General features: G+C 58.7%; 19 protein-coding genes. 12 read left to right on the top strand and 7 right to left on the bottom strand.

What is annotated here, in order from left to right; genetic code table 11:
• Positions 1-278 precede the first annotated feature (278 nt).
• A complete protein-coding gene (locus tag ACIOZM_RS11230; RefSeq protein WP_401213330.1) occupies positions 279-833 on the top strand; it encodes an RNA polymerase factor sigma-70 in 555 nt (184 codons plus the stop codon).
• Between the two features lie 272 nt (positions 834-1,105).
• Here the strand turns inward: ACIOZM_RS11230 and ACIOZM_RS11235 are convergent, their stop codons facing one another.
• From ACIOZM_RS11235 to ACIOZM_RS11245, 3 genes are all read right to left on the bottom strand, one after another.
• A complete protein-coding gene (locus tag ACIOZM_RS11235) occupies positions 1,106-2,119 on the bottom strand; it encodes a GNAT family N-acetyltransferase (protein ID WP_401213333.1) in 1,014 nt (337 codons plus the stop codon).
• Positions 2,120-2,206: 87 nt separating this feature from the next.
• A complete protein-coding gene (locus ACIOZM_RS11240) occupies positions 2,207-3,004 on the bottom strand; it encodes a substrate-binding periplasmic protein (protein WP_401213336.1) in 798 nt (265 codons plus the stop codon).
• A 91-nt stretch (positions 3,005-3,095) separates the two neighbouring features.
• Entirely contained in the window at positions 3,096-3,719 is a 624-nt protein-coding gene (locus ACIOZM_RS11245; RefSeq protein WP_401213339.1) for a TetR/AcrR family transcriptional regulator, read from the bottom strand.
• A 186-nt stretch (positions 3,720-3,905) separates the two neighbouring features.
• Here ACIOZM_RS11245 and ACIOZM_RS11250 point away from each other — a divergent pair, with 186 nt between their 5' ends.
• The 8 genes from ACIOZM_RS11250 (at position 3,906) to ACIOZM_RS11285 (ending at position 13,252) form a co-directional block, all read left to right on the top strand.
• Positions 3,906-5,696 carry an acyclic terpene utilization AtuA family protein gene (locus tag ACIOZM_RS11250; RefSeq protein ID WP_401213342.1) on the top strand — a complete coding sequence of 597 codons (1,791 nt, stop codon included), beginning with the start codon at positions 3,906-3,908 and terminating at the stop codon, positions 5,694-5,696.
• Positions 5,697-5,708: 12 nt separating this feature from the next.
• Positions 5,709-6,593, top strand: coding sequence for an SDR family oxidoreductase (locus ACIOZM_RS11255; RefSeq protein WP_401213345.1), 885 nt, complete (start codon positions 5,709-5,711; stop codon positions 6,591-6,593).
• Positions 6,594-6,596: 3 nt separating this feature from the next.
• The gene (atuC, locus tag ACIOZM_RS11260; protein ID WP_401213348.1) at positions 6,597-8,213 is read left to right on the top strand and encodes a geranyl-CoA carboxylase subunit beta; all 1,617 of its coding nucleotides are present in this window, start codon (positions 6,597-6,599) and stop codon (positions 8,211-8,213) included.
• Positions 8,214-8,243: 30 nt separating this feature from the next.
• On the top strand, positions 8,244-9,401 hold the full coding sequence (gene atuD, locus ACIOZM_RS11265) for a citronellyl-CoA dehydrogenase (RefSeq protein ID WP_401213350.1): 1,158 nt from the start codon (positions 8,244-8,246) through the stop codon (positions 9,399-9,401).
• A complete protein-coding gene (locus tag ACIOZM_RS11270) occupies positions 9,398-10,195 on the top strand; it encodes an enoyl-CoA hydratase/isomerase family protein (RefSeq protein WP_401213353.1) in 798 nt (265 codons plus the stop codon). The genes atuD and ACIOZM_RS11270 overlap by 4 nt, the downstream gene beginning before the upstream one ends.
• A 116-nt stretch (positions 10,196-10,311) precedes the next feature.
• Entirely contained in the window at positions 10,312-12,273 is a 1,962-nt protein-coding gene (locus ACIOZM_RS11275; RefSeq protein WP_401213355.1) for an acetyl/propionyl/methylcrotonyl-CoA carboxylase subunit alpha, read from the top strand.
• Between the two features lie 70 nt (positions 12,274-12,343).
• The gene (locus ACIOZM_RS11280; protein WP_401213358.1) at positions 12,344-12,886 is read left to right on the top strand and encodes an exonuclease domain-containing protein; all 543 of its coding nucleotides are present in this window, start codon (positions 12,344-12,346) and stop codon (positions 12,884-12,886) included.
• 81 nt (positions 12,887-12,967) lie between these two features.
• Positions 12,968-13,252 (top strand): pyrimidine/purine nucleoside phosphorylase, encoded by a 285-nt coding sequence (locus ACIOZM_RS11285; RefSeq protein WP_401213361.1) that lies wholly within the window; start codon positions 12,968-12,970, stop codon positions 13,250-13,252.
• 83 nt (positions 13,253-13,335) lie between these two features.
• On the opposite strand, the gene ACIOZM_RS11290 is transcribed toward ACIOZM_RS11285, so the two are convergent.
• Together ACIOZM_RS11290 and ACIOZM_RS11295 are read right to left on the bottom strand one after the other, a co-directional pair.
• Positions 13,336-14,142: an MOSC domain-containing protein gene (locus tag ACIOZM_RS11290; RefSeq protein WP_401213363.1), complete on the bottom strand. Its 807-nt coding sequence runs from the start codon at positions 14,140-14,142 to the stop codon at positions 13,336-13,338.
• A 91-nt stretch (positions 14,143-14,233) separates the two neighbouring features.
• Positions 14,234-15,169 carry a chemotaxis protein CheV gene (locus ACIOZM_RS11295; protein WP_401213366.1) on the bottom strand — a complete coding sequence of 312 codons (936 nt, stop codon included), beginning with the start codon at positions 15,167-15,169 and terminating at the stop codon, positions 14,234-14,236.
• A 453-nt stretch (positions 15,170-15,622) separates the two neighbouring features.
• Between ACIOZM_RS11295 and ACIOZM_RS11300 the strand changes: the two genes are divergently transcribed.
• On the top strand, positions 15,623-16,093 hold the full coding sequence (locus tag ACIOZM_RS11300) for a hypothetical protein (RefSeq protein WP_401213368.1): 471 nt from the start codon (positions 15,623-15,625) through the stop codon (positions 16,091-16,093).
• A gap of 33 nt (positions 16,094-16,126) precedes the next feature.
• On the opposite strand, the gene ACIOZM_RS11305 is transcribed toward ACIOZM_RS11300, so the two are convergent.
• Complete coding sequence (locus tag ACIOZM_RS11305; RefSeq protein WP_401213370.1) at positions 16,127-16,330, bottom strand: hypothetical protein; 204 nt, start codon at positions 16,328-16,330, stop codon at positions 16,127-16,129.
• 257 nt (positions 16,331-16,587) lie between these two features.
• Here ACIOZM_RS11305 and ACIOZM_RS11310 point away from each other — a divergent pair, with 257 nt between their 5' ends.
• Together ACIOZM_RS11310 and ACIOZM_RS11315 are read left to right on the top strand one after the other, a co-directional pair.
• Entirely contained in the window at positions 16,588-17,481 is an 894-nt protein-coding gene (locus ACIOZM_RS11310) for a sensor histidine kinase (protein ID WP_401213495.1), read from the top strand.
• A complete protein-coding gene (locus tag ACIOZM_RS11315; protein WP_401213372.1) occupies positions 17,478-18,137 on the top strand; it encodes a response regulator in 660 nt (219 codons plus the stop codon). The genes ACIOZM_RS11310 and ACIOZM_RS11315 overlap by 4 nt, the downstream gene beginning before the upstream one ends.
• On the opposite strand, the gene yegS is transcribed toward ACIOZM_RS11315, so the two are convergent.
• Positions 18,121-19,038 (bottom strand): lipid kinase YegS, encoded by a 918-nt coding sequence (gene yegS / locus ACIOZM_RS11320; RefSeq protein ID WP_401213374.1) that lies wholly within the window; start codon positions 19,036-19,038, stop codon positions 18,121-18,123. The genes ACIOZM_RS11315 and yegS overlap by 17 nt on opposite strands.
• Positions 19,039-19,069 lie beyond the last annotated feature (31 nt).

Consider the following 19,069-nt stretch of genomic DNA (forward strand, 5'->3'; position numbering starts at 1 on the left):
CGCGCAAGGCTTGGGAATACGTCTGGCCGGGGGTCATGCCCCCGAAACCATTCACCAATGAGAACGGATGACGTCTTGAAATAATTAGTCGGCAGGCTGTATCGCCAATGGGGCTGGGCTGCGGCGGCGTGTCGCAGTTCTCATTACGCACTGTTGTGGATCATTAATTCTCTTTCTCAATTGACAATCATTATCATTCAACATAATTTGTCGCTCGATGTGTAGGACGGCCCCGTCCCCAGGCGTCCCACTAACCTATTGGCAGCAAGGTGATTTCCATGACGGAACAAGTATCCACAAGCAGGTGCGATTCACCGCTACTTCAGGCCTTCGTCGAGAATCGACTGATTCTGGTCAAGATTGCAGCGCGTATTACCGGCTGCCGCTCACGCGCCGAAGATGTGGTGCAGGATGCGTTCTTCCGACTGCAGTCGGCGCCTCCGATCACGTCGTCGATCAAGGCTCAATTGAGTTATCTGTTCCAGATCGTGCGTAACCTGGCGATCGATCACTACCGTAAACAGGCGCTGGAGCAGAAATACTCCGGCCCTGAAGAGGAAGGATTGAACGTGGTTATTCAGGGTGCTTCGCCGGAAACCTCGCACATCAACTTCTCCACCCTCGAACACATCGCCGATGCGTTGACCGAGCTGCCGAGCCGCACTCGCTACGCCTTTGAGATGTACCGTTTGCACGGCGTGCCGCAGAAGGACATCGCCAAGGAACTTGGCGTCTCGCCGACCCTGGTCAACTTCATGATCCGTGATGCGCTTGTGCACTGCCGCAAGGTGTCGGGCAGCCGTCGTGATGTGGTGGCTGCGGGCCGTCGGTAAGCCGCAAAACTTCAGCGCCGCGAATCGCTAGCAGGCTAGCTCCCACAATGGATTGGTGTGGTTCATAACCCCTGTGGCAGCCAGCTCCCACAATGGATTGGTGTGGTTCATAACCCCTGTGGCAGCCAGCTCCCACAATGGATTGGTGTGGTTCATAACCCCTGTGGCAGCTAGCTCCCACAATGGATTGGTGTGGTTCACAACCCCTGTGGGAGCTAGCCTGCTGGCGATGGCGGGCTTGAGACCGCAATAGATCTCAAAGCCCTGCCACTTCAAGCCAACTTGCACCGATCAAAAAACCGCTCACGCCCCAACATCATCAGCGCTGCACGCTTGTGCGGGAAATCGAACTCTTTTTCGCAGTGGAAGCACTGGTTCTGCATGTGACCGATCATCTTCGCGTTGTCGGCACGCGGCTCGGCAACCACACGCTGAGTGCGCGGATCGTCCAGAAACAGGTAATGCACCAACGCCGACAGCCAGCTCGCAACCTTGTGCGGGCCGCGATGACTTTCCTCACCCACCAGCATGTGAATGCCACGGTCGTAATTGTCGGCATCGTAAAACGGTGCGATGCGATCTTCCTTGGCCCAGTAAGCCTCGAAATAGGCAAACGGCTGATCGTCGAAGCAACCGATCAAGGTCAGCGTGTGCGGATCGGCGTCGAGTTTGCTCAGGTATTCGCGATGCTTCTCGATGCTGCCCTCTTCCTGCCAGAAACTGGCAACTCGCGGACTGTTCTGCCAGCGATTGAAGCGCGGCAGGTCTTCCTCGATCTCGACCGTGCGCAGGGAAATCCATGCACCTAGGCGCGCATCGAAACGCCGGTAGACTTCGCCGCGTGGTTTCACCGGACGCAGTGGATGGCGTTTGCCATCGCTGATGATCATTTGCTGCGGATAGCTGCCAGTCAGCGAGGTGCCAAGCCACGGTTGCGGCAATTGCCAGAACAGCGTGCGCTCGCAGCGATATTCGCCAGCCACTTCGGTGCTCACCAACAAACCACTGAGCAAAGCTTCAGTGGGAGGCTGATCGAGTTGCCAGATCAGTTGCTGGCTCTCAGGGTCACGGGTAAACAGCCAATAGCAGGCAGCCCAGAGTGCCTGGCCGAGTGGCAGCGCATAACGCTCATCGAGCTGGATCGGCCCCTTGGCTTCACGGTCAAGGCGCAGGCGAATCAGCGGTTGCCCGTCCAGGCTCAGGCACAGACGGCTTTCAGTTGCATCGGCTACCAGTTGGCTGCCCGAAGGCAAGGCCAGGGCAGTCAGATCATTCAGATTGGACATGGGTCGGGCTCACGATAATCGTCGACAGTTCAACGATGTGACGTGAGCCGGGGCAGGAAATTTAGGCTGGAAGTCAAAATTCGCAGGTCATGTATGAGGAACCGGCACGATGGCAATCTTGTAGGGTTCGAAGATTTTCAACAACTGACCGTTGTCGCGCAAACCTTGCAGCAATTTGCTGAAAGCCTCACCTGTAATCGGCGCGGTCGGTCGAAGAATGGCGTAATGGTGATAGACCTGATCGATACGCTGCGAGACCAGTAACTCATCGCGTACCTTTTCGTTACGTTGCAGGTAATCGAACAGATAGGAGCGCGTCACCAGCGCAATGTCGGCCCTCCCCCGCAATACCATCAGCAGGTTGCTGTCGTGGGAATAGGTCAACGTCGCATTGAAGTTCTGGTCGAGGAACTTGGGGTCGGCATTGAAGTTGGCGAACTCGTAGTGATAGCCGCTGAACAATGCCAGACGCTTGCCGGCGAGATCAGCGAAATAGTTCTGCTGACGACCGTCCTTGTGTTGCGCGACGAAAATTTCCGCATCCTCGAGGCCCATATCGACATCGGTATGAGGGATGTCTTTCCACCCCCAATCGGGGTTCTCGAAGATCGCCATGTCGATCCGGCCCTGCTTGAAATCACCGAAACGACGGGGAATCGAAGTCGGAACGAGGACGAACTGATAGTCGCTCTGCAGCGCATTGAGCGCTTCGACCAATTGCGGCAACAAACCCGTATCTGCGCCGTTTTCCGGACGGATGGTATAGGGCGGAAAATGCGCCGCGCCCACTCGAACCAATTGCGCCGCCTGCACGGGCAAAACCAAAAATGCCGCCAGCGCTACGAGTACCAGACTCGCGGCCGTCCCAATTGGCGAAGACTTCAAAACACCCCACTCCCCGAAAAATACCGATCAATGCATTCAAGCTAGGCGGTTTCGCCCAGTTAGCCAGTTTCCCAATCCGATAGAAAGCGTCTCAGCGCTCTTCAAGTACCAGAATCAACGCCTCGTCAGCCAGTTGATCGAGGCTCAGGCTGCCACCGGCACGGAACCAGGTGGTGGTCCAGGACAACGCGCCTGTGAGAAAACGTCGGGTAACAAATACGTCGCCGCGAATGAACCCGGCATCCTTGGCCTCGCCCAACACCTGCAACCAGATATCTTCGTAGACATCGCGCAGCGCGAGGACTTTGGCCTGACCTTCCTCGGACAGGGAACGCCATTCATAGACCAGCACCGCCATCGCCTCGCCGCTGCCGCCCATGATCGATTGCAACTCACAGCGAATCAGCGCCAGCACCCGCTCGCGCACATTGCTGGAGTCAGCCAGTGCCGCACGCATCAATGCGGTGTTGTAACGGATGGTTTCCTCCATCACCGCACGGAGGATTTCATCCTTGCTTTTGAAGTGATGAAAAATGCTGCCGGACTGAATCCCCACCGCCCCGGCCAGATCGCGCACTGTGGTGCGTTCATAGCCTTTGTTGCGGAACAGATGAGCCGCCACTTGCAGCAATTTGCCACGGGCACTGTCCGGGTCGGTCAACTCGCCGTTGTCGACCAGTTCGCGCATGACCCTCAGGGCTTTTTGCTCGTCCACCCGTTCTCTCCTACAGTCGATCAGTCTGTTGCCCCCTGAAAAATCGCAGGGTTGCGCGCAATTTAAGCCGCCGACAGCGACCAAGCAAGCGCTTGGCTGGAAGATAATTTTTGCTGTTTACAAACCAAGCGCTTGCTTGGTAGCCTCGATCCACTTCTATCGCAGGTTTCCGAGCCGGAGATAAAAATGCCAACCACCGTCCGCATCGGATGCGCCAGTGCATTCTGGGGTGACACGTCGACCGCCGCCGCGCAGCTTGTAGCTGGGGGACGGCTGGATTATCTGGTGTTCGATTATCTGGCCGAGATCACCATGTCGATCATGGCCGGCGCACGCATGAAAGACCCACAGGCCGGGTTCGCCAGCGACTTTATCGAGGTGCTCGCCCCACTTCTCCCGCAACTTGCCGAACAGAAAATCCGCGTCATCAGCAATGCCGGCGGGGTCAATCCCCACGCCTGCGCCGCCGCTCTGCAAGCCGCCTGCGACAAGGCCGGTGTCACGCTGAAAATCGCCGTGCTGTCGGGTGATGACCTGCAACCACAATTCAAACAGCTCGGAACACTGGGCATCCGCGAGATGTTCAGCGGTGCGCCGTTGCCGCCGATGTGCGTTTCGACCAACGCCTACCTCGGCGCCCCCGGCATCGTCGAAGCGCTGCGATTGGGCGCAGACATTGTGATTACCGGGCGCGTGGTCGACAGCGCAGTGGTCAGCGCGGCGCTGGTGCATGAATTCGATTGGTCGTGGCACGACTACGACAAACTCGCCCAGGCCGCGCTGGCCGGGCACATCATCGAGTGTGGCGCGCAATGCACCGGTGGCAACTTCACCGATTGGCGCGACGTGCCGGATTACGAACACATTGGTTTCCCCATCGTCGAAGTCGTCGCTGATGGTCAGTTCATCGTCAGCAAGCCCGAAGGCTCCGGTGGGCTAATCACGCCGCTGACCGTCGGCGAACAGATGCTCTACGAAATCGGCGATCCGCAGGCTTATCTGTTGCCGGACGTGATCTGCGATTTCACTCAGGTCAAACTTCAGCAACAGGGCAAAAACGCGGTGCATGTGCACGGCGCCAAAGGCCTGCCGCCCAGCGATAAATACAAGGTCAGCGCCACTTATCCGGACGGTTTCCGCTGCACCGCGAGTTGCCTGATCGCCGGCATCGATGCGGTGGACAAGGCTCGCCGTGTCAGTCAGGCGATCATCGCCAAGACCTCGGAAATACTCGAGCAACGCGGCTGGGGACCCTACAGCGAAACGCAAATCGAACTGCTTGGCAGCGAAGCCACCTACGGCCCCCATGGCCAGCGCCAGGACAGCCGCGAAGTGGTGATCAAACTCGCGGTGCGCCATCCGAACAAACAGGCGCTGATCCTGTTTTCCCGCGAGATAGCCCAGGCCGCCACCGGCATGGCACCGGGGCTGACCGGCATCGTCGGCGGCCGCCCCACGGTCTACCCACTGATCCGTCTGTTCTCGTTCCTGATCGACAAAAACGCCTGCACGCTGCAAATCGACATGGCCGGTGAATCTCACCCGTGCGCCCTGCCTTCGCAAGTGCCGCTCGACACCGAAGAGCTGCCTACACCGCATCAACCGCCCAAGCCCCAGGGCCGTGCCGACGCTAGCGTGGCATTGGTCAAGTTGGCGGTGGCGCGTTCCGGTGACAAAGGCAACCACAGCAACATCGGCGTCATGCCACGTCGCCCGGAGTATCTGCCGTGGATCGCCGAAGCCCTGACCCCGGCAGTGATCGTCGACTGGATGAGCCATGTGCTCGACCCGGTTCATGGCCGGGTCGAACGCTGGTACCTGCCCGGCAGCCACAGCCTGAATTTCCTTCTGGAAAATGCCCTCGGTGGTGGCGGCGTGGCGAGTTTGCGTATCGACCCGCAAGGCAAAGCGTTTGCCCAGCAATTGCTGGAAATCCAGATCCCGGTGCCGCAGAGCATCGCCGAGCAGTTCGACTAGAGGATTGTGTGCATGGCGTTCGAATCGATTTTCAAAGCCGATCTGTTCAGCGGCCAGACCATCATCGTCACCGGAGGCGGCAGCGGCATCGGTCGTTGCACCGCCCATGAACTGGCGGCACTAGGGGCCAATGTATTGCTGGTCGGGCGCAAGCCGGAAAAGCTGCAACGGGTCGCCGCAGAAATCACCGAGGACGGTGGTCGTGCGCACTGGAAGGCCTGCGATATTCGCGATGAAGACTCGGTCCGGCAACTGGTCAGCGAACTGATCGCGGAACACGGGCCGATCCATGGTCTGGTCAACAATGCCGGCGGCCAATACCCGTCACCGCTGGCCTCGATCAATCAGAAAGGCTTCGAAACCGTGTTGCGCACCAATCTGGTCGGCGGTTTTCTGATGGCGCGGGAAGTGTTCAATCAGTCCATGAGCAAACATGGCGGCAACATCGTCAACATGCTCGCCGACATTTGGGGCGGCATGCCCGGCATGGGCCACTCGGGCGCCGCACGTTCGGGCATGGACAACTTCACCAAGACCGCCGCATTCGAGTGGGGTTACGCCGGAGTGCGGGTCAACGCGGTGGCGCCGGGCTGGATCGCGTCCAGCGGCATGGACACTTACGAAGGCGCATTCAAAGCGGTGATTCCGACCTTGCGCGAGCACGTACCGCTCAAGCGCATCGGCACTGAATCGGAGGTCAGCGCGGCGATTGTCTTTCTGCTCAGCCCGGCCGCCGCATTTATCAGCGGCAGCACACTGAAAATCGATGGCGCCGCCAGCCTCGGCAGTCGTGCCTGGCCACTGCACAAGGCGACCAACAGCGAGTCGTTCAATGGCTTTCACCGTGCCTATTTGCCGGAAGTGCTTCGTCCGCAAGTCCCTAAGGACAAGGAGTAAGCCATGCCGGTGATCCACTCCCAACTCGATCCACACAGCGAAGCATTCAGCCGCAATCGCGCTGCAATGCTCACAGCCATCGAACATGTGCAACAGCTCGAGCAGAACCTGCTGAACAAAGCCGCCGAGGCCAAACCGAAATTCGACAAGCGCGGGCAATTACTGCCTCGCGAACGCTTGAACCTGCTGCTCGATCCCGGCGCGCCGTTCCTCGAACTGGCCAGCCTCGCCGGCTACAAACTGCACGATGACAAGGATGGCAGCGCTGCCGGTGGCGGATTGATTGCCGGCATCGGTTATGTCTGCGGCATCCGCGCGATGGTGGTGGCGAATAACAGTGCGATCAAGGGCGGCACGATCTCCCCCAGCGGTCTGAAAAAATCCCTGCGCCTGCAACAGATCGCTCAGGAGAACAAACTGCCGGTGATCACCCTCGCCGAAAGCGGCGGCGCCAACCTCAATTACGCGGCGGACATTTTCGTCGAGGGCGCACGCAGCTTTGCCAATCAGGCGCGGATGTCCGCCATGGGCCTGCCGCAGATTACCGTGGTGCACGGTTCGGCCACGGCCGGCGGCGCTTACCAACCGGGGCTGTCGGATTACGTGGTGGTAGTGCGCGGCAAGGCCAAACTGTTTCTCGCCGGCCCGCCACTGCTGAAAGCGGCGACCGGCGAAGTAGCGACCGATGAAGAACTGGGCGGTGCAGAGATGCATGCACAGGTCGCCGGGACGGCTGAATACCTTGCGGAAAATGATGCCGACGGCGTGCGACTGGCTCGCGAGATCCTGCGTATGTTGCCGTGGAACGAGCAACTGCCGTGGTTGCCGGAACCGCAATACAAGGAGCCGTTGTATCCCATCGAAGAGCTGCTCGGATTGATCCCCGATGACCCGAAGAAACCCTACGACGTGCGGGAAATCATTGCGCGAATTGCTGATGAATCGGAGTTCCTTGAATTCAAGGGTGAGTTCGACCAGCAGACCATTTGCGGCAACCTGAAAATTCAGGGACGTGCCTGTGGTTTTATCGGTAACAACGGACCGATCACCCCCAACGGCGCGAGCAAAGCTGCGCAGTTCATTCAGCTCTGTGACCAGAGCCAGGCGCCGCTGCTGTTTTTCCACAACACCACCGGCTTCATGGTCGGCACCGAATCAGAACAACAAGGCGTGATCAAACACGGCTCGAAACTGATTCAAGCGGTAGCCAACGCGCGGGTGCCGAAACTGACCATCGTGGTCGGCGGCTCCTACGGTGCAGGCAACTACGCGATGTGTGGGCGCGGCCTCGATCCACGGTTCATCTTCGCCTGGCCAAACAGTCGCACCGCTGTGATGGGCGGCGCGCAGGCCGGCAAGGTGTTGCGTATCGTCACCGAAGCCAAGCAATTGAAAGACGGCCTGGTCCCGGACCCGAAGATGCTCGACATGCTGGAACAGGTCACCGCACAAAAACTCGACAGCCAGTCCACCGCCCTTTATGGCAGCGCTAACCTGTGGGACGACGGACTGATCGATCCACGCGACACCCGCACCCTGCTCGGTTATCTGCTGGATATCTGCCACGAAGCCGACATACGCGAACTGCAACCCAACAGCTTCGGCGTCAGCCGGTTCTGACTGCCACGGATCTTACGGAGAACAATAAAAATGATCTTCACCCCGGAACACGAAGCACTGCGTCGCACCGTCCGCCAGTTCGTCGATCACGAGATCAACCCGCACGTCGAAGCATGGGAAAAGGCCGGACGTTTCCCGATCCACGAAATATTCCGCAAGGCCGGCGACCTCGGTCTGCTGGGGATTTCCAAACCGGAAAAGTTCGGTGGCATGGGCCTCGACTACAGCTATTCGATTGTCGCCGCCGAAGAGTTCGGCACCATTCACTGCGGCGGTATTCCGATGTCGATCGGTGTGCAGACCGACATGTGCACTCCGGCCCTCGCCCGTTTCGGCTCCGATGAACTGCGCGAAGAGTTCCTGCGCCCGGCGATTACCGGCGAACAGGTCGGTTGCATCGGCGTCTCGGAAGTCGGTGCCGGCTCCGACGTGGCCGGGCTGAAAACCACGGCGCGCAAGGACGGCGACGACTACGTGATCAACGGCAGCAAAATGTGGATCACCAACTCACCGAGCGCCGACTTCATCTGTCTGCTGGCCAACACCTCGGACGATAAGCCACACATCAACAAGTCGCTGATCATGGTGCCGATGAACACGCCGGGCATCAGCCTGAGTTCACACCTGGACAAGCTCGGCATGCGCAGTTCGGAAACCGCCCAGGTATTCTTCGACAATGTGCGCGTGCCGCAGCGCAACCGCATCGGCCACGAAGGCGCAGGTTTCATGATGCAGATGCTGCAGTTTCAGGAGGAACGACTGTTCGGCGCGGCAAACATGATCAAGGGTCTGGAATACTGCGTCGACAGCACCATCGAATACTGCAAGGAGCGTAAAACCTTCGGCAACGCGCTGATCGACAATCAGGTCATTCACTTCCGCCTTGCCGAATTGCAGACCGAAATCGAATGCCTGCGGGCGTTGGTTTATCAGGCCACCGAACAGTACGTACGCGGGCAGGACGTCACGCGTCTGGCGTCGATGGCCAAGCTCAAGGCCGGACGTCTTGGCCGCGAAGTCAGCGACAGTTGCCTGCAATACTGGGGCGGTATGGGCTTCATGTGGGACAACCCGGTCGCCCGCGCTTATCGCGATGTGCGGTTGGTGTCGATTGGCGGCGGCGCCGACGAAATCATGCTCGGGATCATCTGCAAACTGATGGGCACCCTGCCCGGGAAGAAGAAATGAGCGACCTGCCGGATTGCCAGACCTTGCTGCTGGAACAGCACGGTGGCGTGCTGCACATCACCCTCAATCGTCCTGAAAGCCGCAATGCAATGAACCTGCAAATGGTCGTCGAACTGCGCGCAGTGCTGGCGGCGGTGCGCGATGACCGCGCGGTGCGAGCGCTGGTGATTGGCGGTGCCGGCGGGCATTTCTGCGCTGGTGGCGATATCAAGGACATGGCCAACGCCCGCGCCCGGGGCGGCGACGCTTACCGCGATCTGAATCGTGCTTTTGGCGCCTTGCTTGAAGAGGCTCAGCACGCGCCGCAAGTGCTGATCACCGTCCTGCACGGTGCGGTGCTCGGCGGCGGTTTTGGTCTGGCCTGTGTCAGTGATATCGCGATGGCCGATCATCAGGCGCAATTCGGTCTGCCGGAAACCAGCCTCGGCCTGTTACCGGCGCAGATCGCTCCGTTTGTGGTGCAACGCATCGGCCTGACCGAAACCCGGCGTCTGGCGCTGACCGCCGCGCGCTTCGATGGCAATCAGGCGCGGCGCATGGGCCTGGTGCATTTTGTCGAACACGATCCGCAGGCGTTGGCCGAACGGCTTGATGAAGTGCTCGACCATGTTTTGTGTTGCGCGCCGGAAGCGAATGCCGCGACTAAAAAACTGCTGCTGGCCAGCGCCGGGCAGCCGTCGAGTGAATTGCTCGATGAAGCGGCGCAGTGGTTCAGCGAAGCAGTAACGGGCGCCGAAGGGGTCGAGGGAACCATGGCTTTCATACAGAAACGCAAGCCGGCATGGGCCTCCTAAAAGCATCGCTGGGAAGCCAGCTCCCACAGGTTTTGTGAACGACACACATCCCTGTGAGAGCTGGCTTGCCAGCGAAGAGGCCATCACTTTCACCGCCCATTTTCAGGAAGCCCACAATGCCCGTCATCCACAAAATCCTGATCGCCAACCGCGGTGAAATCGCCTGCCGTATCCAGCGCACCGCCCAGGCGCTGGGCTACCGCACCGTTGCGGTGTTCAGCGATGCCGACGCCGACGCCCTGCACGTAAAAATGGCCGATCAAGCCGTGCACATCGGCCCGCCTCCCGTGCAGCAGTCCTACCTGAATATCCCGGCGATTCTCGACGCTGCCCGCCGCAGCGGCGCCGACGCGATCCATCCCGGCTACGGTTTTCTCTCGGAAAACCCCGAATTCGCTCGTGCTTGTGAACTGGCCGGCCTGACCTTCATTGGCCCAAGCGCCGATGCCATCGAACTGATGGGCAGCAAACGTCTGTCCAAAATCGCCATGCTCGACGCCGGCGTCCCGTGCATCGCCGGTTATCAAGGCGCCGCACAGGACGATGCAACCCTGCTGCGCGAAGCCGAACGCATCGGCTATCCACTGATGATCAAGGCCAGCGCCGGTGGTGGCGGGCGCGGCATGCGTCTGGTGCATAACGCCGAGGAATTGCCGGCGCAGTTGCGCACGGCTCGCTCCGAAGCACTGAACGGATTTGGCAGTGACGAACTGATCCTTGAACAAGCCCTGATCGACCCGCGCCACGTCGAGGTGCAGGTGTTTGGCGATCAGCATGGAAACCTGATCTATCTGGGCGAACGAGATTGCTCGATTCAACGGCGTCACCAGAAAGTCATCGAAGAAGCACCCTGCCCGGTGATGACCGTCGAGTTGCGCCAAGCCATGGGCGAAGCGGCGCTAAAGGCTGGCCGTGCGGTGAATTATGTCGGCGCCGGCACAGCGGAATTTCTGCTCGACAAAAGTGGCCGGTTTTACTTTCTGGAGATGAACACCCGTCTGCAAGTCGAACACCCGGTGACCGAGTTGATCACCGGTCTGGATCTGGTGGCCTGGCAGTTGCAGATTGCCGAAGGCCAGCCGTTACCGCTGACGCAGGAGCAAGTGCAGCTTGACGGGCATGCCATGGAAGTCCGCCTCTATGCCGAAGATCCAGCGCAGGACTTTCTGCCACAAACCGGCCGCATAGAAGGCTGGGAACCTGCGCAGACATCAAATACACGCATCGACCACGGTCTTTGCGAAGGTCAGTCGATCAGTCCGTTCTACGACCCGATGCTCGGCAAACTGATCGCCCACGGCGCGACCCGCGAAGAGGCTCGGCGCAAGTTGCTGCGCGCAGTACAGGACAGCGTGCTGCTCGGCGTACAAAGCAATCAGCGCTTACTGGCCGAGTTGCTGCAACATCCACAATTCATCAGCGGCGAATTCGACACCGGATTCATTCCCCGGCATTTCTCCGATCATTCATGCCTGCACACATACGTGCCGACCGCCGAGGAACTGGCAATTGCCGTGGTGCTGTTTTATCAGTCTGCGGCAGGCAAACACCGCGCGTCCCTGAAGGGCTGGCGCAACAACGCCAGCGTGCCGCTGCATTATCGTCTTGGCCTTGATGAACAGGACTGGACGGTGCAACTGCTCGCCGAGCCAGAAGGAACATTCAAAATACAAACGCTTGATCGCTCGCTCGATCTGAAACTCATCGACCACGACGAACGCTCGGTAACACTGGAAATCGACGGCTTGCGCCAACGCCACGCCTACCGCCGCAATGTCGATCAACTGTGGCTGTTCACCCATCCCGGCAGCCTGCTAGTTGAGGATCGAACTCACGCGGTGATCGACAGTCAGACCAGCGTCAGCACAGGCACGCTGAAGGCACCGATGGATGGTGCGATCATCGATGTGCTGGTCAGCGAAGGCAGTCCGGTCACTAAAGGCCAACTGCTGATGGTGCTGGAGGCAATGAAAATGGAGCACCCGCTCAAGGCCGGTATCGATGGCGTACTCCAGCGGGTGCAGGTCAAGGTCGGCGATCAGGTAAAAAATCGTCAGGTTCTGTTGCAGATCGAGTGAGTCGCCAGGCGCAAACGCAGGGTTTGGCTACGCTCTGAACTATCAGGACGCGGAAATCAGGAACCCTGCGATGCCCCACTGGCTGGTCATTGATCTGGAAGCCACCACCGACGAGGGTGGCTGGCCGATTACAGAAATGGAAATTATCGAGATCGGCGCCACGCTGGTGGATCGAACCGGACGCGAGCAGGATCACTTTCAGCGCTTCGTCAAACCGACGCGGCGACCCTTGCTCACGCCCTTCTGTCGCGAACTCACGCACATCACCCAAGCCAATATCGACAGTGCCCAGCCGCTCAGCGAAGTGTGGCCGGCGTTCGAACGCTGGCTCGGCCAGCATCAGACGCGCCTGGAAGGCTGGGTCAGTTGGGGCGATTACGACCGCAAGCAATTGCTTCAGGAATGGCAGCGCCTGCAACTCGACAGTGCGTTGAGCCGAGTGCCGCACATGAACCTCAAACAACGCTTCGCCAAGGCCCGGCGCCTGGAGCGACCACTGGGGCTCAATGGCGCGTTACAACTGGCGGGGATGCAGTTCAGCGGTCAACAACATCGAGCGCTGGAAGACGCGCGCAACACCGCGCGGTTATTACCGCTGGTGCTGCCGCTTTAGGGGCGTGACGGCGCCAGATGCCTTGTGCATACTGGCCGACCATTTTTAGTCCTTTTTTGCTCTTTTCGAGAGGAATCGCCCATGTTTAAAGTCAACGAGTACTTCGACGGCACCGTCAAGTCGATCGCCTTTGGCACCGCTGAAGGTCCAGCGACCATCGGCGTCATGGCCCCGGGCGAATACGAATTCGGCACCAGCCAGCGTGAAATCATGCACGTTGTGTCCGGCGCACTGACCGTCAAACTGCCGGACAGCGGCAACTGGGAAACCTTCGCCGCCGGCAGCCAGTTCAACGTCCCGGCCAACAGCAAGTTCCAGCTGAAAGTCGCGGTCGACACCGCTTACCTGTGCGAATACCGCGGCTAAACCCACGGGTTTCACAGCGCAAAAAAATGCCCGTGTCTTTCGACGCGGGCATTTTTATTTGGGCTTTAAGATGGTGGACGCGTTTACTCGAGAATCTCTACCGACATCCCGACTTCAAGCTGACCGTTGCTGTCGTTGACCAGGTTCTGGCCAAACATCGCGCCATCAGCCTCGGCACGATATTTCTGCAAGGTTGCCAGCGGCTCACGATCAGCGCTGCGCTCACCGGTCTGCGGGTCAATGGTGGTCAGGATGCAACGCGAGCAGGACTTGACCACGCGGAACTCGACGTCGCCGATGCGGATACGCTTCCAGGTATCTTCGGCATAAGCGTCGCTGCCTTCGATTACCAGATTGGGACGAAAACGCAGCATCTCCAGTGACCGCCCGACTTTCTGCGAAAGATCCTGCAGCGAAGCCTCACCGATCAACAGCAGCGGAAAACCATCGGCGAACGCGACCTGATCGTCTTCGTTGCCATAGCCGGCCTGGGTCATACGCGCACGATCCAGCGGCACCTGAACCAGCCGCGTCGGCTTGCCAATGAAATCGCTGACCCAACGCGCCGCTTCATCACCGGCGTCCGGCACGCGCAAGGTGTCGCGCCAGATGGTCACACCACGCAAGTCGGCGCCGTCGCCGGGCAAGGCAATCTCGATAGCGGCATGTTCCGGGGCGCTGAGAGTCAGGCCGCCTTCAGCATTCCACAACGCCGACAGCTGGCTCATTTTCGCTTCGGCGCGCTGGGTCAGGAAACGCCCACTGGCCTCGTCAACCAACATCCAGCGTCGATCTCCATCAAGCCCCAGCTTATCGAGGCCGATCGCGTGCAGGATCTCGGCCTTGCCGGATTTCAACGGGTAACGATAAAGCGCGCTCAGACGCAGCATGGCCAGCTCCCTTGGTGGGCGAAAAACGCCACCCTATACGAGCTTGCTCAGCGAATCAAAGGCTGGCGCATGCCAGCCTTTGACAACGCCGTCAGGCCGGCACTTCGTCAAGCATCAGGCGCTGGCGCACCACGTCGACCAGTTTGTCGGGCTGGAACTTGGAGAGGAAGTTGTCGCAGCCGACCTTCTTCACCATCGAGTCGTTGAAACTGCCAGACAGCGAGGTGTGCAACACCACGTACAGGCTGCGCAGACGCGGGTCGTTACGAATTTCGGTAGTCAGACGATAGCCATCCATTTCCGGCATTTCCGCATCGGTGAAGATCATCAGCAATTTGTCGGTCATGTTCGCGCCGGTATCGGCCCAGGCCTTGAGCATGTTCAAGGCTTTCAGGCCATCGCTGGCAATGTGCATTTTCACGCCGAGCTGGCCGAGGGTGTCACGCAATTGCGAAAGCGCCACGTTGGAGTCATCGACCAGCAGCACTTCGCGGCCACGGGCACGCTCCAGCACTGGGTCTTCGAGTTTTTCACGCGACACTTTGGCGTTGTACGGGACGATCTCGGCCAGGACTTTTTCAACGTCGATGATTTCCACCAACTGATCGTCGACCTTGCTGATCGCGGTCAGATAATGCTGGCGACCGGCGCTGGTTGGCGGCGGCAGAATGGCTTCCCAGTTCATGTTGACGATGCGATCCACGCCACCGACGAGGAACGCCTGCACCGAACGGTTGTATTCGGTGACGATGATGGTGCTGCCAGGGCCCGGTACCAGCGGCCGCATACCGATCGCCTGGGACAGATCGATCACCGGCAAAGTCTGGCCACGCAGGTTGACCACACCGCAGACAAACGGATGACGCTGCGGCATCAGGGTCAGCTTCGGCAGTTGCAGAACTTCTTGCACCTTGAAGACGTTGATCGCGAACAATTGGCGCCCGGCCAGTCGAAACATGAGAATTTCCAGGCGATTCTCACCCACCAGTTGCGTGCGTTGGTCTACCGTGTCGAGAATGCCGGCCATCAATGACTCCTGGGCTTGTTCTGATGAATTCACTATCAGGGGTTATCGGCCACGAGTGGCGTATCTTGATCCCTGCATTAAGTGACATCAAAATGCCACATCAAGGCATTGATGTCACATTAGCATCATGCTTTACTGGCGCCGTTATTTTCATCTGCTACATTCTCTGCAGCGCGACCACGGTTCAGGCGTTAGGTTCCCGCGCATAGGGGATTCCCCTACCGGCAATCAGGCCCAACCTGATGTTCGCAATATCCAATAGCCATTAATGTGACGCCATTCTCATTGCATGAACGGAGTCAGGCTATTGTGTGCGATCGCACTTCAGTGGAAACACATCCTCTCGAAACCCCCAGCCTGTGTACCTGCACACCGGGGCGCGATCTCGCGACGATTCACGATCGTCGACACACACGGCATTCCGTCATCAGACATGACGCTGTGGAGATAAGCATGCCGAACGATCGTAAAGAGTGGGCGCAGCGCTTCCCGGAGTTTCTTGTCGAAGCTGAAACGCTTCTGGCCAAGTCCGAAGAGTGCCTCAGCCATCTGCAACTGATCAGCAACGACAAAGACGCCATCGACTGCATGCTCAGCACCCTGCTCAAGCTTGCGAGCAGGGCTGAAGCCCTGGCACTGGCGGCGGTTTCCGAATTTTCCCTGCACATTCACAGCCTGCTCAACCATGCGCCGGATCATGTCGACCTGCACACACAGGCGCTGGATGCATTGCAGGACTGCTTCACTTTGATGGCGTGGCAACTCGAGTTGGTCGATCAAAGTACGGGGCAGTTGGGCCTGGATGAAAGTGAGCAGACCTCGCTGATCGAGGCCTTTGCCTTTCAGGTCGGACAGTGCGAGTTCCAGCCGTCAATCAATGCCAAATCGCAGCCGCTGATGTCCTATTCGGAGCGACAGGCCTGACCCGAAGCGGTCATTTGCCAGCTGACCGGGCTATTAGTTAGAGACACCGAATGTCGCAAATGAATAGTTCATACCTGTCAGCGACAAAGCCAAATAAATAATCGTACTGACTCGTGCAGAATCTTTGCTGTCGGCGTCAGGGTTTGCCTGTGTCTGAAAAGACCAACTTAAGGCATTGCCGATATCACTCAAAGACAACAAATCAACTTTTTCCATTATGGAACTTGCGTCCAACATGATCAGTTTCCTGACCCATTGGACATATATAGCAAGCGCGACCAACGGTATCTTAAGTGGTATTATGCCGCCCATTAGTTGATTTCAATTAATGGCACAGTGACTTCAACGATATACGTCAACAAAGTTGACGATCGACAGATTCCTCACTGCACGCGCTTGAAATCCACAACATAAACGACAGTATTTTCAGACAGGGGCCCGTCAGCCACTCTGACCGGTCTGCCCGCAGCGAACATCCATTGGCTCCATCCGCTATGTACGCCAGCCTCAAGTCAATCGCCACATGGCCACCTTCCCGAGAGAACGCACGCCGGTTCACCCTGATGCTGTGCATCGGCTCGGCATTGGGCAGCCTGCTGATCTATGGCTTGTCCGCGCAACTGCCAATTGTCCTTTTGCTGATCAACATCGCCGCAGCCGGATGCGTGTGGACTCAGCACCGTCTTTCGCGAAAGTCGATCAAGTTCCAGCCCCAGGAGTTGGCTGACCGATTGCTCGAAGTCCAGGAAAACGAGCGTCACCGGCTCAGCCGTGAACTGCACGATGATATAGGCCAGTTGCTGACCGCCGCAAAACTGCAAAGCGAGTGGCTGAAAAGACGCCTGCCCGAAGAGTTGCAGGAACAATGCACGTCACTCTGCGACACGCTGGAAGAAACCCTGAACAAGGTTCGTGATGTATCGGCCATTCTCAATCCCCGACAACTGACCAGCCTTGGCCTGGAAGCCAGCCTGCGCGCACATTTGCTCAAGACCCTGAGCAATACGTCAGTGAACTGGAGCCTTGACTGCCAACAGCGGCTCAATGGCATTCGGGAAGAAATGGCCGTCGCGGCATTTCGCATCACCCAGGAAGCGGTCACCAATATCCTGCGTCACGCACAGGCGAAAAATTTGCTGATTCGCGTACAGCGCCTGCCGCAAGGCTTGACCCTGCTGGTCAGCGATGATGGCCAGGGCTTCGCGCCTGCGGCCAATCCAGGTCGTGAAGGACAACGCGGGATGGCCGGGATGGCCGAACGGATCGAGCAATTGGGGGGCACACTGAGCGTCATCAGCGAGCCGGGCAAAGGCACTCAAATCGAAGCACTTTTCCCTTGGGCGCCACGTGCGCTCGAACGGGCCAGTACGAATAAGGTTATGCGTTGACTTGTAACTTACTTCTGGTGGATGACCACTCGCTGATCAGGGCCGGCGTGCGCGCTCTGGTGCTCGACATTCCGGGTTATGCAGTAATCGGCGAGGCCAATGATGGCTCGCAATTACTCGAAATGGTCGAGCAACTGAGCCCCGACATCGTTCTGCTGGACATCTCGATGAAAGAGACCGGCGGCCTGGAGGCTTTGCAACGACTTAAGCGAGTGCGCCCGCAAAGCAAAGTGCTGATCCTCTCGATGCATACCGATCCGGCGCTGATCATGCAGGCGCTGGAATCCGGTGCGCACGGCTATCTGCTCAAGGACACGACCGCCACCGAGCTTGAGCATGCACTGGAAGCCCTGCGTAACAACGAGCGCTATCTGAGCCCGGCGATTGCCCACACGGTGATCAACCAGGCATTGATCCGCACCCAGAAAAACCAGCCGGAAGTCGCCGACTCTCACAACCTGACGGCACGGCAGCTGGAAATCCTGCGTCTGATCGTACGTGGCAAGTCCACGCGGGAAATCGCCAACGGCCTGGGGCTGAGCATCAAGACTGTCGAGACCCACCGTTCGCAGATCATGAAACGCCTGCAAATCTACGATGTGGCGGGTCTGGTGCTGTTCGCTGTGCGGGAGCAGATCATCAGCCTGGATGACTGACTCGTTGTGCACTGCCCAGGAGTGGCGAGTCAGGCGGCAAGTGCACCTTCAGCGCCCCCGGCAACGCCGCAAACCGCATGCTTTCGCCTTCCAGTGGCTCACCATCCAGATTGATGTAAAGACCTTCAGCGACCTTGATTTCGACCCACGGCAATCTAGCCCTGACGAACATGTTGTCAATGCCAAACCCGTCGCTGAGCAGGGTTTTCAAGGTCCCCACCAGTTCCTGTGGCGCCGGCAGGATACTGATATCCAGTAACCCGTCATCAGCCAATGCCTGCGGGCACAGGACGTGCCCGCCACCGGCCTGGCGGCCATTGCCGATACCCAGCGCGAGCAACTCACCACTCCAGTGAAAATCCGGCCCATGCAATTCACCATAGGCCGCATGCAGTTCGCCGAACCGCGACAACCCGGTAAATAGATAAGCTGCACCACCCAATACTTTTTTCAGATCCTCTGAGGTGTTGGCCGTGACCTGACTACCAAATCCGCCGGTGGCCATGTTGAGGAAAATCTGGCCGCCCACTTGTCCCAGATCGATATCCTGCGCTGGCACATCCAGCAGCTTTAACGCCTCCGCCGGTTCCAGCGGAATACCCGCAGCGCGCGAAAAATCGTTAGCGGTCCCCAAGGGCAATAGCACCAGAGTGGCCTGGCCAGCATGTTCCGCAAGCGCTTCAGCAATATCGCGTAACGTCCCGTCACCGCCACCGGCAATAATCTTCTTGTAACCAGCCGCCAGCGCCTCCTCAACCAACCTCTGAGCGTCACCCGCCTCCCAGGTCAGACGCACCGCCAGATCCCAGCCCTGTTTACGTTTTTCCTCGACGGCGGTGCGAACCGCTTCGTTGAGTGCCTGCTTGCCATGCAGAATCAACAGCGCCCTGCGTTCACTCATAACGGTCACTCCTGGAGTCAAATCGATGCGG

Source organism: Pseudomonas sp. NPDC087346, assembly GCF_044744235.1.
Lineage (GTDB): Bacteria > Pseudomonadota > Gammaproteobacteria > Pseudomonadales > Pseudomonadaceae > Aquipseudomonas.

Bases quoted from the DNA above. Each gene is read 5' to 3' on its own strand.
- atuC (WP_401213348.1), top strand. From the start codon at position 6,597: ATGCCGGTGATCCACTCCCAACTCGATCCACACAGCGAAGCATTCAGC.
- ACIOZM_RS11250 (WP_401213342.1), top strand. From the start codon at position 3,906: ATGCCAACCACCGTCCGCATCGGATGCGCCAGTGCATTCTGGGGTGAC.
- ACIOZM_RS11235 (WP_401213333.1), bottom strand. From the start codon at position 2,119: ATGTCCAATCTGAATGATCTGACTGCCCTGGCCTTGCCTTCGGGCAGC.
- yegS (WP_401213374.1), bottom strand. From the start codon at position 19,038: ATGAGTGAACGCAGGGCGCTGTTGATTCTGCATGGCAAGCAGGCACTC.
- ACIOZM_RS11300 (WP_401213368.1), top strand. From the start codon at position 15,623: ATGCCGAACGATCGTAAAGAGTGGGCGCAGCGCTTCCCGGAGTTTCTT.
- ACIOZM_RS11230 (WP_401213330.1), top strand. From the start codon at position 279: ATGACGGAACAAGTATCCACAAGCAGGTGCGATTCACCGCTACTTCAG.
- ACIOZM_RS11275 (WP_401213355.1), top strand. From the start codon at position 10,312: ATGCCCGTCATCCACAAAATCCTGATCGCCAACCGCGGTGAAATCGCC.
- ACIOZM_RS11255 (WP_401213345.1), top strand. From the start codon at position 5,709: ATGGCGTTCGAATCGATTTTCAAAGCCGATCTGTTCAGCGGCCAGACC.
- ACIOZM_RS11295 (WP_401213366.1), bottom strand. From the start codon at position 15,169: ATGGCCGGCATTCTCGACACGGTAGACCAACGCACGCAACTGGTGGGT.
- ACIOZM_RS11270 (WP_401213353.1), top strand. From the start codon at position 9,398: ATGAGCGACCTGCCGGATTGCCAGACCTTGCTGCTGGAACAGCACGGT.
- ACIOZM_RS11310 (WP_401213495.1), top strand. From the start codon at position 16,588: ATGTACGCCAGCCTCAAGTCAATCGCCACATGGCCACCTTCCCGAGAG.
- ACIOZM_RS11285 (WP_401213361.1), top strand. From the start codon at position 12,968: ATGTTTAAAGTCAACGAGTACTTCGACGGCACCGTCAAGTCGATCGCC.
- ACIOZM_RS11305 (WP_401213370.1), bottom strand. From the start codon at position 16,330: ATGTTGGACGCAAGTTCCATAATGGAAAAAGTTGATTTGTTGTCTTTG.
- ACIOZM_RS11280 (WP_401213358.1), top strand. From the start codon at position 12,344: ATGCCCCACTGGCTGGTCATTGATCTGGAAGCCACCACCGACGAGGGT.
- ACIOZM_RS11290 (WP_401213363.1), bottom strand. From the start codon at position 14,142: ATGCTGCGTCTGAGCGCGCTTTATCGTTACCCGTTGAAATCCGGCAAG.
- atuD (WP_401213350.1), top strand. From the start codon at position 8,244: ATGATCTTCACCCCGGAACACGAAGCACTGCGTCGCACCGTCCGCCAG.